A 15,132-nucleotide genomic window follows, 5' to 3' on the forward strand; every position below is an offset into this window, starting at 1 on the left:
TATGATTTCTTTGTTTATAAAAGAACAAAAACGCTATACTCAATTTGAACTTGCAAAGTTATTTAAGTGTAATATGAATCAAGTAACTTTATTCATTAAGAAATTGAAACAATATGGTATTGTGAAATCAGTTAGAGCTAATGCTAAACAATTAGCTTTAACTGATTTAGTTGAAGAAGATATTGAAATTGAAAGTACGGAAGTTGGTCAAGCCGAATACTATTATGTATTTACTTTTGTTGGGGTGATTACATCTTTTGGTAGAGTACTGAAATGTTATCCAAAATATATTTTTTCTGATTTAGAACCGACAGCAAAATTAAGAACTATTTTAAGAGTGCTTGAAAAGTATAATGCAAAAGAAGAAATTATTCGTATGTTTAATGATATAGATGATACAAAGACATTCAATCTATTGGCAGTAATGATTTATTTACTCCATGATTATTATGAAAATGGTTTGTATATTAATACAATGGATATTATTGAGACAAATGGAGATGGAGAAGTTTTATGGGATAAAACAATCAATGAGACTTTTACTTATTTAAGCAATAGTAAACCATACTACATGGAAATATATACAAAAAAACGTGTGGATAATGAACTTGATTATTTTAAGAGACTTCATGAGACTGTGCTTAGTATTTGTTCGAGAGAGCTACAACAAGCTGGTTTAATAGATTTATTTGGTATTTCTCCAGTAGAAATATCTGATGAAGAACTAGAAACTTTTGGTGACAAACATGAAATTTTATATCACCTAAAAAATGAAATGAATTCTCAATTTGATACTCATAAGCAACTTATGTTGAAGACTTTATATACTTATATTGCTCAAAGTAATCATCTAGCAGATATTGATAATTTTTCAATGTTTGGTACGAATGGTTTTAACTTAGTATGGGAAAAAATCTGCGCAGAAGTAATGGATAATCAGTTGCAAATTCCGGTTCGGAATCTACCAATTAAAGTTCAAATGGATAATACGTCATTAAAACTTATTGAATCGATTGAAGTGCCTAAGTGGTATGGTAAGGATGATGCTTTTATACTGGCAGCAAAAGATACCTTAATTCCAGATATCGTAACATTACAAAAAATAGAAAGTAGATATCGATTTATTATTTTTGATGCTAAGTATTATAATTTGATTTTAGAGCCTAGACAATTATCAGGACAGCCGGGAATTGGAGATATTACGAAGCAGTATTTATACCAGCTCGCATATCAAAGTGTTATTCAGCAGGATCAGATTTCTGATGTACGTAATTGCTTTTTGATGCCAACAGAAAAAGATATAGTAATTGATAAAGGTAGAGTCAGTATGAATATGTTTGAGTCTTTAGATCTTCAGAGTGTTCAGATTCGTCAGTTACCGGCAGAAGAGATTTATTCGTTATACTTACGCAATCAGAAGTTTGATATTGGAAAATTAAATTTATAATTACGGTTGTTTTTTATATTTGGGGAAATTAGATATAATGGGTTGTTACTGCATTCGATATCGATGAGGATTTCTTTATTGAAGATGACTAATTAAATGTATCAACAATTAAAGAGGCTCTGATAATACTAGAAAAAATCTAGTATTATCAGAGCCCTTTTTGTTAATCACTTCCGTAGTATCTTATCTATCACTTTTCCCTTAGCCAATTCATCAATCAATTTATCTAAATAGCGCACTTTTTGCATCAGAGGGTCTTCAATGGTTTCGACGCGAATGCCACAGACGACGCCCGTAATCAGGTGACAGTTTGGGTTCATCTGTGGGGCTTCATCGAAGAATGCTTGGTAGGTGATACCTTTTGCAAGTTGAGCATCGAGCTCGGTCTGAGTGTAACCAGTCAACCAGCAGATAATCTGATTAACTTCCGCTTGCGTTCGCTGTTTACGTTCAGCTTTCTGAACGAGTAGCGGGTAGACTTTCGTAAGTGACATGGTGGCGATGTTAGTTCGTGGCATAATAGTCCTCCTTAGAAGTGCACTTTTATGTTCAAGAATCGAAAAAAATAAAGGGAATTTCAACCAAATTATAGCGTTGTAATCGTTTATTTGTAAAGAAAAGTAACTGGTCCAAGCATGTTGTCGATTGGAATTGATTGCTTTCATTAATAAAGCGGATTGGAGGATTAAAATCCCCAACTCCTACCATTGTATTTTCATGAAAATTATGTTATATTGTTATCAGTAATTAGATACTTCGGGTGAGTGAGCAGAAATGCTCACTCTTTTTATTGGAGTTTGCCCAAAGTTGCTAAACTGAAACTATAGATGAATTGGAGGGAATCATTTGAGTACCGTTGTGGAAACAGTCCACGATCTTGTCGGGCCAATACTAGATCAACATCATTTTGAATTAGTGGACATTGAATTTGTTAAAGAAGGCAGTAGTTGGTATTTACGCGTCTTCATTGATAAACCAAATGGCATTGACCTTGAAGATTGTGCGTTAATTAACGATGCGTTAAGTGAGAAACTGGATTCAATCGACCCGGATCCAATTCCGCAAGCTTATTTCTTAGATGTTTCATCACCAGGCGCTGAACGGCCTTTGAAGAAGGAAGCTGATTATCAACAGGCATTAGGCGACTATATTAATATCTCGCTTTATCAAGCCGTTGATGGTGAAAAAATATATCAGGGCCACTTAAAGGCCATTGATGCTGACACGTTAACGATGTCCATCAAAATTAAAACGCGTCAAAAAGAAATGACATTTAATCGCAAGGAGATTGCCAAAGCTCGCTTAGCAATTGAATTTTAGTAAAGGTAGGCTAGATACATGAGCAAGGAAATGTTAGGCGCTTTAACGGCGCTCGAGGAAGAAAAAGGCGTTAAAAAGGAAGTCGTCATTGAAGCCTTGGAAGCAGCACTTGTGTCTGCATACAAGCGCAACTATGGCCAAGCCCAAAACGTCGAAGTTGAATTTGATTCTAAAAAGGGCAACATTCATGTGTATGCTGTTAAAGAAGTCACTGATGAAGTCTTCGATTCACGTCTTGAAGTCAGTTATAAAGATGCACTTGAAGTCAACAAGGCTTATGAAGTCGGTGATACGATTCGTTTTGAAGTCACGCCTAAAGATTTTGGCCGGATTGCTGCCCAAACAGCAAAACAAGTCATTATGCAACGGGTTCGTGAAGAAGAACGGAACATCATCTACACCGAATACAGCCAATATGAAAATGAAATCATGCAAGGGATTGTTGAACGTCGTGATAACAAGTTTATCTACGTCAACCTTGGCAAGATTGAAGCTGTCTTGAGTAAACAAGATCAAATTCCTGGTGAAGTTTACCAAGCACATGATCGGATTAAAGTTTACGTTTCGAAAGTTGAAAACACGACTAAGGGTCCTCAAGTGTTCGTTAGTCGGACTCATCCAGACTTAGTGAAACGCTTATTCGAACAAGAAGTGCCTGAAATTTATGACGGAACGGTCGAAATCGTTTCAATCGCACGTGAAGCCGGCGATCGGACTAAGATGGCGGTTCGTTCAACTGATCCAAACGTCGATCCAGTCGGGACTTGTGTTGGTCCTAAGGGTCAACGGGTGCAACTCGTGGTTAACGAATTACACGGTGAAAACATGGATATCGTGAAGTGGGAAGAAGATCCTTCAGACTACATCGCTAACGCCTTGAACCCAGCCGAAGTCATTGCCGTTCAATTCAACGATGGTGATAACGATCATAGCTGTACCGTCATTGTGCCGGATTACCAATTATCATTAGCGATTGGTAAAAAAGGTCAAAATGCCCGGTTAGCGGCTAAATTAACCAGTTATAAAATTGATATCAAACCTGAATCAGAAGTTGAATTCGTCGACGAAGATGATGCCGCTGAAGATACAACACCTGTTGAAGGTTTTGAAGAACAACCACAAGAATAAGTGAGGGTTCATGATGAAACAAAGAAAAGTCCCAATGAGAAAAGACATTATTTCGCAAGAAATGAAGCCTAAAAAAGAAATGGTGCGGATTGTTAAAACCGCTGAAGGTGAGATTAGCATTGACCCAACCGGCAAGAAATCTGGTCGTGGCGCTTACGTCTCGTTAGACCCTGAAGCGATTAAAGTCGCACAAACCAAGAAAATTCTAGAAGCCACTTTTAGCATCGACGTTTCTGAAGCATTCTATACAGAATTATTCGAATACGTTGATCATCAAAAAGCGCGTCAAGAATTGTTTGGAGCAAACAAATGACACAAGGACAAAAACCAGACCGTTTATTGCAACTCTTAGGAATCTGTATGAGAGCAAGGCAACTGGTCAGTGGAGAAGAACAAGTGTTAAAAGCCATTCAGCAGTCAAAAGCGAAATTGGTTTTTATCGGGAGTGATATCAGTCCACTGACCAAGAAGAAATTGACCGATAAGGGCCTTTTCTACGAAATCCCAACCACTGAGGCGTACACGGCGGCTCAATTAACCCAAGCAATTGGATTACATCGCGCCACGATCGCCGTTATGGATGCTGGGTTTGCCAAAAAGATGATAACGCTACTGGGATAATAAAGGAGCGTGAAGATATGGGTAAAAAACGTATCTATGAACTAGCGAAAGAAATTAATGTATCAAGTAAAGATTTATTGGAAACTGCTGAAAAGAAGGGCTATGATTTTAAAAATCATATGGCCTCTATTGATGACGGTCAAGAAAAGACGTTAAGAGCGGCTTTTTCAAAGAATCAACCAGCGGCTAAAGCACCCGTTCAAAAAGCACCAACTGCAGCACCAAAGGCAACAACGACGGTTGCGCCTAAGACTGCAACGCCAACAGCACCTAAAGCAGAGGCTAAACCTGCTGCTGTTAAACCCGCAGCACCAATCACACCAAAAACGGCGCCAGCAACGCATCATCAAGCTGGTGAAAAAACAGAAAGTGGTAAGATTAAGATTAATAAAGCTGCCATTCGTCGTCGACCAGAAGCCGACAAGAAACCAACGCATCATTCAACAACTCAACGGCCACAACAAGGCCAACCAACGCGTACGCAACAATCAAACGGCCAAGCTCGTCCTAATAATACGAACCAAAGCCGTCCAACGAGCAATGCGCGTCCTAATAATGGTCAAGCCCGTCCAACCAATAATCGGAATGGCGCTACCAACCAAAGTCGTCCTAATAACGGGAGCAGCCGTCCAACCAACGGGAACAACCGCCCAGCAAGTGCTAACAAGCCAATGAGTTTGCAAGAACAAATCTCACAAGCTAACGCACGTCGTCAACGGGGCCAAGAACGGATTCAACAACAACGCGAACAACGCGAAGCTGATGAAAAGAAACGTCGCGAACAACGCAACCGGCCACGGCCAGCTGCTCGTCCCGGTGCTACTAACAGTAGTAACGGCCGTCCAGCAAGTGCAAGCAAACCAGCTGGTGCTGGTACTACTCGTCCAACGACGAATAACCGCCCAGCCCAAAATGGCCAAAGCCGTCCTAACACGACGAATAACCGTCCAAGTAACAACACGAGCCGCCCAGCTAACAAGCCAGTGACAGCTCAAGAAATGCAAAATAAGATGCAATCTAATACGGTTAGTGCTAGTCGGCCAGCTGCAAAACCAGCAACTGCTGCTGCTAGCAAGCCTAAGAACTTCGGCCCAGATAAGAAACGAGGCGGTGGTTACAACAGTTATGGTAATAACCAACAACGTTTCAACAAGCGTCGTAAGAAGACTCGTAAGCAACAATTAGCGGATCAAAATGCTGCTAAGAAGGAAATGCCACAACGTAAAGATCGGCCATTACCAGAAGTATTAATCTTCTCTGAAGGCATGAACGTGGCAGATATTGCTAAGAAGATTCATCGCGAACCAGCTGAAATTATCAAGAAGTTATTCATGTTAGGCATTATGGTTAACATGAACCAATCACTTGATAAGGATACGATTGAATTATTAGCGACTGATTACGGTATTGAATCAGAAGAAAAAGTTGAAGTCGATATCGCTGATATTGATTCAGTCTTTGAAACTGAAGCTAAGAATGACGAAAACTTAACAGGTCGGCCACCAGTTGTCACAATCATGGGGCATGTCGATCATGGTAAGACGACGTTATTGGATAACTTACGTAACAGTCACGTAACTGATGGCGAAGCCGGTGGGATTACCCAACATATCGGTGCTTATCAAACACGTTTAAACGATCGTTTAATTACGTTCTTGGATACGCCAGGACATGCGGCCTTCACTAACATGCGGGCCCGTGGTGCTGATATTACTGATATCATCATCTTGGTCGTTGCCGCTGATGATGGTGTCATGCCACAAACCATTGAAGCTATCAATCATGCCAAAGCAGCGAAGGCACCAATCATCGTTGCCGTGAATAAGATTGATAAAGAAGGCGCAAATCCTGATCACGTGATGGAACAATTAATGGGTTACGGCCTCGTTCCTGAAGATTGGGGTGGCGACACCATTTTCGTCAAGATTTCTGCTAAAACTGGTGAAAATATTGATGAATTATTGGAAATGGTCCTTCTTGAAGCTGATGTGCTTGAATTGAAAGCTAATCCAGCTCAAAAAGCGGTTGGTACCGTGATTGAAGCCCGTCTTGATAAAGGTAAGGGGCCAGTTGCCTCATTACTCATTCAACAAGGGACTTTAAAAATTGGTGATCCAATCGTTGTTGGGAATACCTTCGGCCGTGTCCGGGTCATGACTAATGATCGTGGTCGTCGGGTTAAAGAAGTCTTCCCATCAGAACCAGTTGAAATTACTGGGTTAAATGATGTGCCACAAGCTGCGGATCGTTTCGTCGTCTTCGAAGACGAAAAAACGGCGCGGGCTGCTGGTGAAGAACGTGCTAAACGTGCTTTATTGAAAGAACGTAGCCGTTCAAACCCTGTCACATTAGATAACTTATTTGAAACAATGAAACAAGGCGAATTGAAAGAAGTCGACGTGATTATTAAAGCCGACGTTCAAGGTTCAAGTGAAGCCTTAGCCGGTAGTTTACGGAAGATTGAAGTCGAAGGCGTCCGCGTGAATATTATTCATGAAGCCGTTGGTGCGATTAACGAAAGTGATGTCACATTAGCTGCTGCAAGTAACGCAATCATTATCGGCTTTAACGTTCGTCCAACACCACAAGCTAAGATTCAAGCCGATTCTGAACAAGTTGATATTCGATTACACCGAATCATCTACAAGGCAATCGAAGAAATCGAAGCTGCTATGAAGGGCATGTTAGAACCAGTCTTTGAAGAAAAAGTCATCGGTCAATTAACGGTTCGTGAAACTTATACCGTTTCTAAGATTGGGACGATTGCCGGTTGTATCGTTGATTCTGGTACAATCCAACGTGATAGTGGCGTTCGTTTAATTCGTGATAGCATCGTGATTCACGAAGGCAAGCTATCAAGCTTGAAACGCTTTAAAGATGATGTTAAAGAAGTCGGAACTGGTTTTGAATGTGGTGTAACAATTGAAGATTACAACGATATTAAAGTTGATGATCAAATTGAAGCTTACGTGATGGAAGAAGTTCCTGTTAAATAATTAATTTACGGGAGGATCAGCTATGAAACATCGTGTCGGACGTGTTGAACAAGAAATTCAACGTGAAGTGAACGATATTCTCTTAAAAAGAGTACGGGATCCACGTGTTGAAGGGGTTACGATTACAGATATTAATCTAACCGGTGATTTACAACATGTTAAAATTTATTACAGTATTTTATCTAACTTAGCCAGTGATGCTGAAAAAGCACAATCTGGTTTGGATAAAGCCAAAGGATTGATTCGGATGGAATTGGGGCAACGGATTAAGTTGTACAAGATTCCTGAAATCACCTTTGAACAAGATAATTCAGTGCGTTATGGTGAACATATCGATGAATTATTGCGTAAATTGCATCAAGACGAAGCACAACGTTAATCTGTGCTAAAAAGGGCGGTCCGATAATAGGGGCCGCCCTTTTTATATGCTATAATGAAACAGTTAATTCACTAAAGGAGACTATTATGGACGGCATTTTACCATTATATAAAGAACGCGGCATGACCAGCAGTGATTGTGTCTTTAAAGTGCGACGCATTTTACACACTAAGAAAGTGGGCCATTCTGGCACACTGGATCCCAACGTGGACGGTGTTTTACCGATTTGTATCGGACAAGCCACTAAAGTGGTCGATCAATTGGTTCATTCCGGCAAGATTTATACCGGTGAAATCACGATTGGTCTTTCGACGACGACCGAAGATTTAGACGGTGAGATTGTCGAAGAAGTCAAAATGACTGAACCATTATCAAAAGAAACGATTGAAACGACGCTCGCTAGTTTCTTAGGTGATTCGATTCAAATTCCACCGATGTTTTCGGCGGTGAAAGTCAATGGTCGTCGACTCTACGATTATGCGCGCGCCGGTGAAACAGTTGAACGGCCCCAACGATCAATCACAATTTCTCAATTTGATTTAGACGGTGAAATCACGTTTGATGAAGCGACTGGTCATCAGAAGTTTCGCTTCGTCGTGGGTTGTTCGAAAGGGACTTATATTCGGACGCTCGCGGTTGATTTCGGCCGGAAGTTAGGATTACCAGCAGTTATGTCCGACTTGACGCGTTTAAAGAGTGGTGGGATTCAAATCGGAGATTGTGTGACGCTCGCGCAACTAACGGAGAAAATGGAAGCCAATCAATTAGCCGACGTGTTAATTCCGTTGGACCACGTTTTTGCTGATGTTGAACAAGTTGTATTGGATGACGATCAATGGGCCAAAGTGCTCAACGGCGTTTTCTTAACGTTTGAAAATCAGACCGCTGACCAATTAGCATTGACTTATCAAGGGCACATTAAAGCCATCTACCAATTGGACGCTGGTCAAGCCCACGTTTATCGACCATTTAAAATGTATTTACAAAATCAAGGTACTCATTAAAAAAATCAGGTGAAAAACATGCAAGTCATTGAATTAGTTCATCCCTATGCACCCACTCAAATCAAGCCAACACCAGTGGTTTTAGCGTTAGGCTTTTTTGATGGGGTTCATCGTGCGCACCAAGCCGTGATTGAAACGGCGCAAAAAGTGGCACGCAAAAAAAAGATGCCTTTAGCGGTCATGACGTTTAATATTCATCCCGCGATTGTCTACCGTCACGTGAACGAAGCGAGTTTTCGTTATTTATCGACGACTGAACGCAAGCAAGAATTGATGGCGGACTTAGGCGTTGATATTTTGTACGTCGTGCATTTTAATCCAGCTTTCGCGAAGCTTGCACCCCAAGCGTTTGTCGATCAATACTTGGTTGCCCTACACGCTGATACGGTGGTTGCTGGTTTTGATTATACGTATGGGCAAAGAGCAGTTGCGAATATGCAGACGCTCGCGTCATACGCACAGAACCGTTTTGAAATTGTAACGGTGGCTGAACATGATTATCAAGGCACTAAAATTGGCTCCACCTTAATTCGAGAAGAACTCGATCGCGGTCAGATTGATGCCGCTAACCAATTATTAGGGTATATTTATCGAACAACTGGCGAGGTTGTTCACGGTGAAGCGCGTGGGCGCGAACTCGGCTTTCCAACGGCTAATATTGCCGCAACCCAGCCCGAACGGTTACCAGGGATTGGCATTTATGCTGTCCGGATGTTTGTCCGTGAGCAATGGTATCTGGGGATGGCTTCGATTGGCCGCAACGTGACGTTTCATGATGATAACCCGGTCACGGTTGAAATTAACTTGCTCGATTTTAACGGCGACATCTATGATGAAACGGTTAAAGTCGAATGGCACCACTATTTGCGTGGCGAAGTGAAGTTTGAATCGGCCGCACAATTAATTGAACAGCTCCATCAAGATAAAGCTGATACACGAGCGTATTTTAAAGAATTAGAGGGGTAATTAAATGGCGGGTGCTTATATCCATATCCCATTTTGTGAACATATTTGTTATTATTGTGATTTCAACAAGGTTTTTATTGAGGGCCAACCGGTTGATGATTATGTCGACATGTTAATCCGTGAATTCCAACTAGTAATGGCGGAACATCCTGATGAACCCATTGAAACGATTTACGTGGGTGGTGGGACACCAACGACGCTCTCACCAGCGCAACTGCAACGGCTATTAGATGGTATTCATCAATATTTACCATTTAAAGGTGGCGAATTCACCTTTGAAGCCAATCCCAACGATTTACAAAACACTGCGAAGTTGCAGGTTCTTAAGGACAACGGTGTCAATCGTTTAAGTATTGGGGTCCAATCGTTTAATGATCAAATACTGAAAAAGATTGGGCGGATTCATCGCAGTGCGGATGTTTATCGCGCAATTGATAATGCACGGCAAGTCGGTTTTGAGAATATCAGTATTGATCTGATTTTTAGATTGCCTGATCAAAGTGAAGAAGATTTTATGGATAGTCTAACCAAAGCGTTGGCGCTTGATTTGCCGCACTATTCAACCTATTCGTTAATTCTGGAACGCAAAACGATATTCTATAATTTAATGCGCCAAGGTAAGTTACGTTTACCATCGCAAGACGTCGAAGCGCATATGTATCAAGCGGCGATTGATAGTTTCCAAAAGGCGGGTTTAGAACAATATGAAATCAGTAATTTTGCCAAACCCGGTTATCAATCAGCCCATAATTTAACGTATTGGCGCAATGAAAAGTATTTCGGTTTTGGGGCGGGTGCTTTTGGTTATCTAGGCAAAGATCGCTATCATAATTTTGGCCCGATTCAACAGTATCTGGAACCGTTACACGACAATAAAGTGCCAGTGATTGAACGTCATGTCTTACCGTTAACCGAACAGATGGAAGAGGAATTATTCTTAGGATTGCGAACGATGCAAGGCGTGTCGATCCAACGGTTTCAAGAAAAATTCAAAATGCCACTCCAAGCCGTTTACGGTGATACCGTAGCCACGCAGATTGCGAAAGGTTATTTAAAACAAGAAGGCGACTGGTTACGCCTAACGGAATCCGGCAAGTTCCTAGGCAACGAAGTCTTCCAAGAATTTCTGTTAGACGAATACTAAGTGCTGAACAAGCCGATAAGCTTCTGAGTATAGCTTAATATCGCGGATTATGACGGTTTATGTCATGATTCGTGATATGTTGCTAGACGGAAGAAGCTGGCTTGAGAAGCACGTTAAAGAAACGAAGTGCTGGTTCGAACTGGTCAGACTTTGAGGATTAACCTAAAAGCGATAATTATGGGTGTTTTTACCCATAATTGTTGCTTTGTAGTTAACCGGAAAAGGCTAGTTCGGGAAGCACGTTAAGGAAAATAAGCGCTAGTTCGAGCTGCTCAGATTTTGAACATTAACCGAAGCTAGATGCAAAAAGGCTGTTCAACCAAATCATTTTGGTTGAACAGCCTCTTTGTTTGGCATCGCTCTGACTGGAGACTGGTCGCCTATCAGCCTCAAGACCGATTTTGCTGAAAATGGTAAAAAAAGCGGTCCGATTCTTGACTTTATTTGACGTTCTTGCTATATTAATACTTGTAATTAGCACTCGTAATAATCAAGTGCTAAAAAGAGGTGATAACATGCTGACCGAAAGACAATTAATGATTCTTAAAGAAATTATTCGTCTTTTTACCGAGAGTGGTCAGCCGGTGGGTTCTAAAAAGTTAATGGCAGAATTACCAATGCACGTCAGTTCGGCAACGATTCGGAATGACATGGCTGATTTGGAGAGTGTCGGGTTGATTGAAAAAACCCATTCTTCTTCCGGTCGAGTGCCTTCGATGAAGGGGTATCGTTATTATCTAGATCACCTGATTCAACCGGCAACGCTCAATCCAATTGATGTCGCGACGGTGCAACAATCGTTTGGTCATCGTTATCATAAGATTGATGAAATTGTGTCCCAATCAGCGAATATTTTATCCAACCTAACCAGCTACACGGCGATTACGTTAGGCCCGGAAGTCGCTGAGATTCGTTTAACCGGTTTTCGATTGGTACCGCTCAGTAATCACCAGGTGATGGCGATTATTGTCACGAGTGCCGGGACGGTTGATAATCAAGTCTTCTCGATTTCGCAACATATTTCGGGAGACGAGCTTGAAAAGGCGATTCGGATTATCAACGAACATCTGGTCGGTCTACCGTTAACGGTGGTCAGTCAGAAGTTGAAGACGGAAGTCCCCGCACTGTTAACGCAGTACATGGCTTCCCCAGGTGGTTTCTTGAATATCTTCGATGATGTTTTGAAACAAGCCTCTCAGGAACGGTTATACGTTGGTGGACAGATGAATTTGTTGAACTTCTCGCAGTTTGCGGATGTTGATCAACTGAAGTCAATCTATAATATCATTAATCAATCAGACGATTTAGCGAAGTTGTTGGATTTGTCACCCGGCAGTGCCAACAATCAGGTTCAAGTCCGATTAGGCGATGAGATGACCAATGAGCTCTTGAAGAATTACAGTCTGATGACTGTCAATTACGATGTTGGCGAACATGGTCAAGGTCTGATTGCTTTATTAGGCCCCACTAGCATGCCTTATTCACGGATGATCGGTTTATTAGACGTCTTCCGTGAAGAATTAGCGAGAAAACTAATTGATTATTACGCCGATTTTGACGATAATCAAACTTAAAGGAGTGTGTTTGTTTGACAGAGCAAGACCAATCAGTAGACGAAACTAAGACACCGGTTGAACCAGCGGAACCAACCACTGAAACACCGGAGCAAGTAGTTGAAACTGATAAGACAGAAGCCACTGAAGAAGTTGTGGAAGATCAACCTTTAGTTGACTTACAAAAGAAGTATGACGATTTAGAAGATAGCTATTTACGCTCACAAGCTGAAATTAAAAATATGCACGCCCGCCATCAAAAAGAACAAGCCAGCTTGTTGAAATATGATGGTCAAGCGTTAGCTAAAGATGTTTTACCTGTTTTAGATAATTTAGAACGGGCCTTAGCAACTGAAGCAACTGATGATAATGGTGAACAACTTAAAAAAGGCGTTCAAATGACTTATGATCACATGCTTAACGCGCTAAAAGACCACGGCGTTCAAGAAATTGAGGCCGCGGGCAAAACCTTTGATCCGACCATTCATCAAGCCGTCCAAACGGTGGCTGTTGAAGGAGATCAAAAAGCAGACACAGTCGTTCAAGTTTTCCAAAAAGGTTATTATTTGAAAGACCGTGTTTTACGCCCAGCAATGGTCGTTGTCGCACAATAATTAATTAAAAAATTTAAAAAAAGAGGGAATTAATAATGAGTAAAGTAATTGGTATTGATTTAGGCACAACAAACTCAGCAGTTGCCGTATTAGAAGGCGGCCAACCAAAGATTATTACAAATCCAGAAGGCGCACGGACAACACCATCTGTCGTTTCATTCAAGAATGGTGAAATCCAAGTTGGTGAAGTGGCTAAACGCCAAGCAATCACTAACCCAGACACAATCGCATCAATCAAACGTCATATCGGCGAAGCTGGTTACAAAGTCACAGTTGGCGATAAGACTTATACACCACAAGAAGTTTCAGCAATGATTCTCCAATACATCAAGAAATTCTCTGAAGATTATCTTGGTGAAGAAGTCACTGAAGCGGTTATTACAGTGCCTGCTTACTTCAATGATTCACAACGTCAAGCGACTAAAGATGCTGGTAAGATTGCCGGTCTTGAAGTTAAACGGATTATCAACGAACCAACAGCTTCAGCTTTAGCTTACGGTTTAGACAAGACTGAACAAGAAGAAAAAGTTTTAGTTTATGACCTTGGTGGTGGTACTTTTGACGTTTCCGTCCTTGAATTAGGCGACGGTGTCTTCCAAGTGCTATCAACAAATGGTGATACACATTTAGGTGGGGATGATTTCGATGACGCCATTATTGCTTGGTTAGTTGAAAAATTCAAAGCTGAAAATGGCATTGATTTATCAAAAGACAAGATGGCTATGCAACGTCTAAAAGATGCTGCTGAAAAAGCTAAAAAAGATTTATCTGGTGTCACAAGCACTCAAATCAGCTTGCCATTTATCTCAGCTGGCGATAACGGCCCAATGCATTTGGAAATGACTTTATCACGTGCTGAATTTGATAAATTAACATCTGACTTAGTTGATCGTACTCGTATTCCTGTTCAAAACGCATTGAAAGATGCTGGTTTAACAGATAATGATATCGACAAAGTTATCTTAAATGGTGGTTCAACTCGGATTCCTGCTGTTCAAGAAGCCGTTAAAAACTGGACTGGCAAAGAACCAGATCATTCAATCAACCCTGACGAAGCCGTTGCAATCGGTGCTGCTGTTCAAGGCGGCGTTATCTCAGGTGATGTGAAGGATGTCGTATTACTTGACGTAACACCTTTATCATTAGGGATTGAAACAATGGGCGGTGTCTTCACTAAATTAATCGACCGGAATACAACGATTCCTACAAGTAAGGCTCAAACATTCTCAACTGCTGCTGACAATCAACCAGCCGTTGATATCCACGTCTTACAGGGTGAACGTCCAATGGCCGCTGATAACAAGACATTAGGTCGTTTCCAATTGACTGATATTCCTGCTGCACCTCGTGGGATCCCTCAAATCGAAGTTAAATTCGATATTGATAAGAACGGGATTGTCAATGTTTCTGCCAAAGATTTAGGCACTAACAAAGAACAAAAAATCACAATCAAGAGTTCATCAGGTCTTTCAGACGACGAAATCGATCGTATGATGAAAGAAGCCCAAGAAAACGAAGAAGCCGATTCAAAACGTAAAGAAGAAGTTGATTTAAAGAACGATGTTGATCAATTAATCTTCCAAACTGATAAGACAATGAAGGAACTTGAAGGCAAAGTTTCAGATGACGAATTACAAAAAGCAAAAGATGCTAAAGAAGAATTAGTCAAAGCACAACAAGAAAACAATCTTGAAGACATGAAGACGAAACGCGATGCATTAAGTGAAATTGTTCAAGAATTGACGGTTAAATTGTATCAACAAGCCCAAGAAGCTCAAAAAGCTGAAGGCGGCGCTGAAGGTGCAGATGCAACCGATGCTAAGACTGATGATAGCACTGTCGATGGGGACTTCGAAGAAGTTCACGATGACGACAAGAAATAATGTACTTTAAAAAAGGCCAAAACCTAGTATGGTCTAGGGCTTTGGCTTTTTTTAAGCCAAAAATTATGCTATTCTTG

General features: G+C 41.0%; 13 protein-coding genes and 1 pseudogene. 13 read left to right on the forward strand and 1 reads right to left on the reverse strand.

Annotated features, from left to right (window positions below; genetic code table 11):
* Window position 1: 1 nt before the first annotated feature.
* Window positions 2–1,447: an LlaJI family restriction endonuclease gene (locus ACVPPQ_RS08410; RefSeq protein WP_463493981.1), complete on the forward strand. Its 1,446-nt coding sequence runs from the start codon at window positions 2–4 to the stop codon at window positions 1,445–1,447.
* Window positions 1,448–1,614: 167 nt separating this feature from the next.
* Here the strand turns inward: ACVPPQ_RS08410 and ACVPPQ_RS08415 are convergent, their stop codons facing one another.
* Entirely contained in the window at window positions 1,615–1,965 is a 351-nt protein-coding gene (locus ACVPPQ_RS08415) for a DUF2200 domain-containing protein (protein ID WP_463493983.1), read from the reverse strand.
* 328 nt (window positions 1,966–2,293) lie between these two features.
* On the opposite strand from ACVPPQ_RS08415, the gene rimP reads away from it, so the two are divergent.
* The 12 genes and pseudogenes from rimP to dnaK all read left to right on the forward strand — a co-directional run bounded on the left by rimP (window position 2,294) and on the right by dnaK (window position 15,055).
* A complete protein-coding gene (gene rimP, locus ACVPPQ_RS08420) occupies window positions 2,294–2,767 on the forward strand; it encodes a ribosome maturation factor RimP (RefSeq protein WP_056950448.1) in 474 nt (157 codons plus the stop codon).
* Between the two features lie 18 nt (window positions 2,768–2,785).
* Window positions 2,786–3,850, forward strand: a pseudogene (nusA, locus tag ACVPPQ_RS08425) (transcription termination factor NusA); the annotation flags it as partial.
* Between the two features lie 58 nt (window positions 3,851–3,908).
* On the forward strand, window positions 3,909–4,208 hold the full coding sequence (rnpM, locus tag ACVPPQ_RS08430; protein ID WP_025082869.1) for an RNase P modulator RnpM: 300 nt from the start codon (window positions 3,909–3,911) through the stop codon (window positions 4,206–4,208).
* A complete protein-coding gene (locus tag ACVPPQ_RS08435; RefSeq protein ID WP_056950454.1) occupies window positions 4,205–4,516 on the forward strand; it encodes a L7Ae/L30e/S12e/Gadd45 family ribosomal protein in 312 nt (103 codons plus the stop codon). The genes rnpM and ACVPPQ_RS08435 overlap by 4 nt, the downstream gene beginning before the upstream one ends.
* A 17-nt stretch (window positions 4,517–4,533) precedes the next feature.
* Window positions 4,534–7,512 (forward strand): translation initiation factor IF-2, encoded by a 2,979-nt coding sequence (gene infB / locus ACVPPQ_RS08440; protein WP_463493986.1) that lies wholly within the window; start codon window positions 4,534–4,536, stop codon window positions 7,510–7,512.
* A 22-nt stretch (window positions 7,513–7,534) separates the two neighbouring features.
* A complete protein-coding gene (rbfA, locus tag ACVPPQ_RS08445; RefSeq protein ID WP_025082871.1) occupies window positions 7,535–7,891 on the forward strand; it encodes a 30S ribosome-binding factor RbfA in 357 nt (118 codons plus the stop codon).
* Between the two features lie 86 nt (window positions 7,892–7,977).
* A complete protein-coding gene (gene truB, locus ACVPPQ_RS08450) occupies window positions 7,978–8,895 on the forward strand; it encodes a tRNA pseudouridine(55) synthase TruB (RefSeq protein ID WP_254680618.1) in 918 nt (305 codons plus the stop codon).
* A gap of 18 nt (window positions 8,896–8,913) precedes the next feature.
* Window positions 8,914–9,861, forward strand: coding sequence for a riboflavin biosynthesis protein RibF (gene ribF / locus ACVPPQ_RS08455; protein ID WP_254680619.1), 948 nt, complete (start codon window positions 8,914–8,916; stop codon window positions 9,859–9,861).
* 4 nt (window positions 9,862–9,865) lie between these two features.
* Window positions 9,866–11,005 carry a radical SAM family heme chaperone HemW gene (gene hemW / locus ACVPPQ_RS08460; RefSeq protein ID WP_463493989.1) on the forward strand — a complete coding sequence of 380 codons (1,140 nt, stop codon included), beginning with the start codon at window positions 9,866–9,868 and terminating at the stop codon, window positions 11,003–11,005.
* A gap of 515 nt (window positions 11,006–11,520) precedes the next feature.
* Window positions 11,521–12,579, forward strand: a complete 1,059-nt coding sequence (gene hrcA / locus ACVPPQ_RS08465; RefSeq protein WP_025082874.1) for a heat-inducible transcriptional repressor HrcA — start codon at window positions 11,521–11,523, stop codon at window positions 12,577–12,579.
* Between the two features lie 14 nt (window positions 12,580–12,593).
* Window positions 12,594–13,172 (forward strand): nucleotide exchange factor GrpE, encoded by a 579-nt coding sequence (gene grpE, locus ACVPPQ_RS08470; protein WP_025082875.1) that lies wholly within the window; start codon window positions 12,594–12,596, stop codon window positions 13,170–13,172.
* Window positions 13,173–13,207: 35 nt separating this feature from the next.
* Window positions 13,208–15,055 (forward strand): molecular chaperone DnaK, encoded by a 1,848-nt coding sequence (dnaK, locus tag ACVPPQ_RS08475; protein ID WP_463493992.1) that lies wholly within the window; start codon window positions 13,208–13,210, stop codon window positions 15,053–15,055.
* The last annotated feature ends 77 nt before the right edge of the window (window positions 15,056–15,132 follow it).

The sequence above is a fragment of the Latilactobacillus parafuchuensis genome, from assembly GCF_055271665.1.

What these genes read in the sequence shown, in the direction of transcription:
- hrcA (WP_025082874.1), top strand. Translation starts at nt 11,521, where the DNA reads ATGCTGACCGAAAGACAATTAATGATTCTTAAAGAAATTATTCGTCTT.
- ACVPPQ_RS08415 (WP_463493983.1), bottom strand. Translation starts at nt 1,965, where the DNA reads ATGCCACGAACTAACATCGCCACCATGTCACTTACGAAAGTCTACCCG.
- ACVPPQ_RS08410 (WP_463493981.1), top strand. Translation starts at nt 2, where the DNA reads ATGATTTCTTTGTTTATAAAAGAACAAAAACGCTATACTCAATTTGAA.
- rnpM (WP_025082869.1), top strand. Translation starts at nt 3,909, where the DNA reads ATGAAACAAAGAAAAGTCCCAATGAGAAAAGACATTATTTCGCAAGAA.
- truB (WP_254680618.1), top strand. Translation starts at nt 7,978, where the DNA reads ATGGACGGCATTTTACCATTATATAAAGAACGCGGCATGACCAGCAGT.
- infB (WP_463493986.1), top strand. Translation starts at nt 4,534, where the DNA reads ATGGGTAAAAAACGTATCTATGAACTAGCGAAAGAAATTAATGTATCA.
- ACVPPQ_RS08435 (WP_056950454.1), top strand. Translation starts at nt 4,205, where the DNA reads ATGACACAAGGACAAAAACCAGACCGTTTATTGCAACTCTTAGGAATC.
- hemW (WP_463493989.1), top strand. Translation starts at nt 9,866, where the DNA reads ATGGCGGGTGCTTATATCCATATCCCATTTTGTGAACATATTTGTTAT.
- ribF (WP_254680619.1), top strand. Translation starts at nt 8,914, where the DNA reads ATGCAAGTCATTGAATTAGTTCATCCCTATGCACCCACTCAAATCAAG.
- rbfA (WP_025082871.1), top strand. Translation starts at nt 7,535, where the DNA reads ATGAAACATCGTGTCGGACGTGTTGAACAAGAAATTCAACGTGAAGTG.
- dnaK (WP_463493992.1), top strand. Translation starts at nt 13,208, where the DNA reads ATGAGTAAAGTAATTGGTATTGATTTAGGCACAACAAACTCAGCAGTT.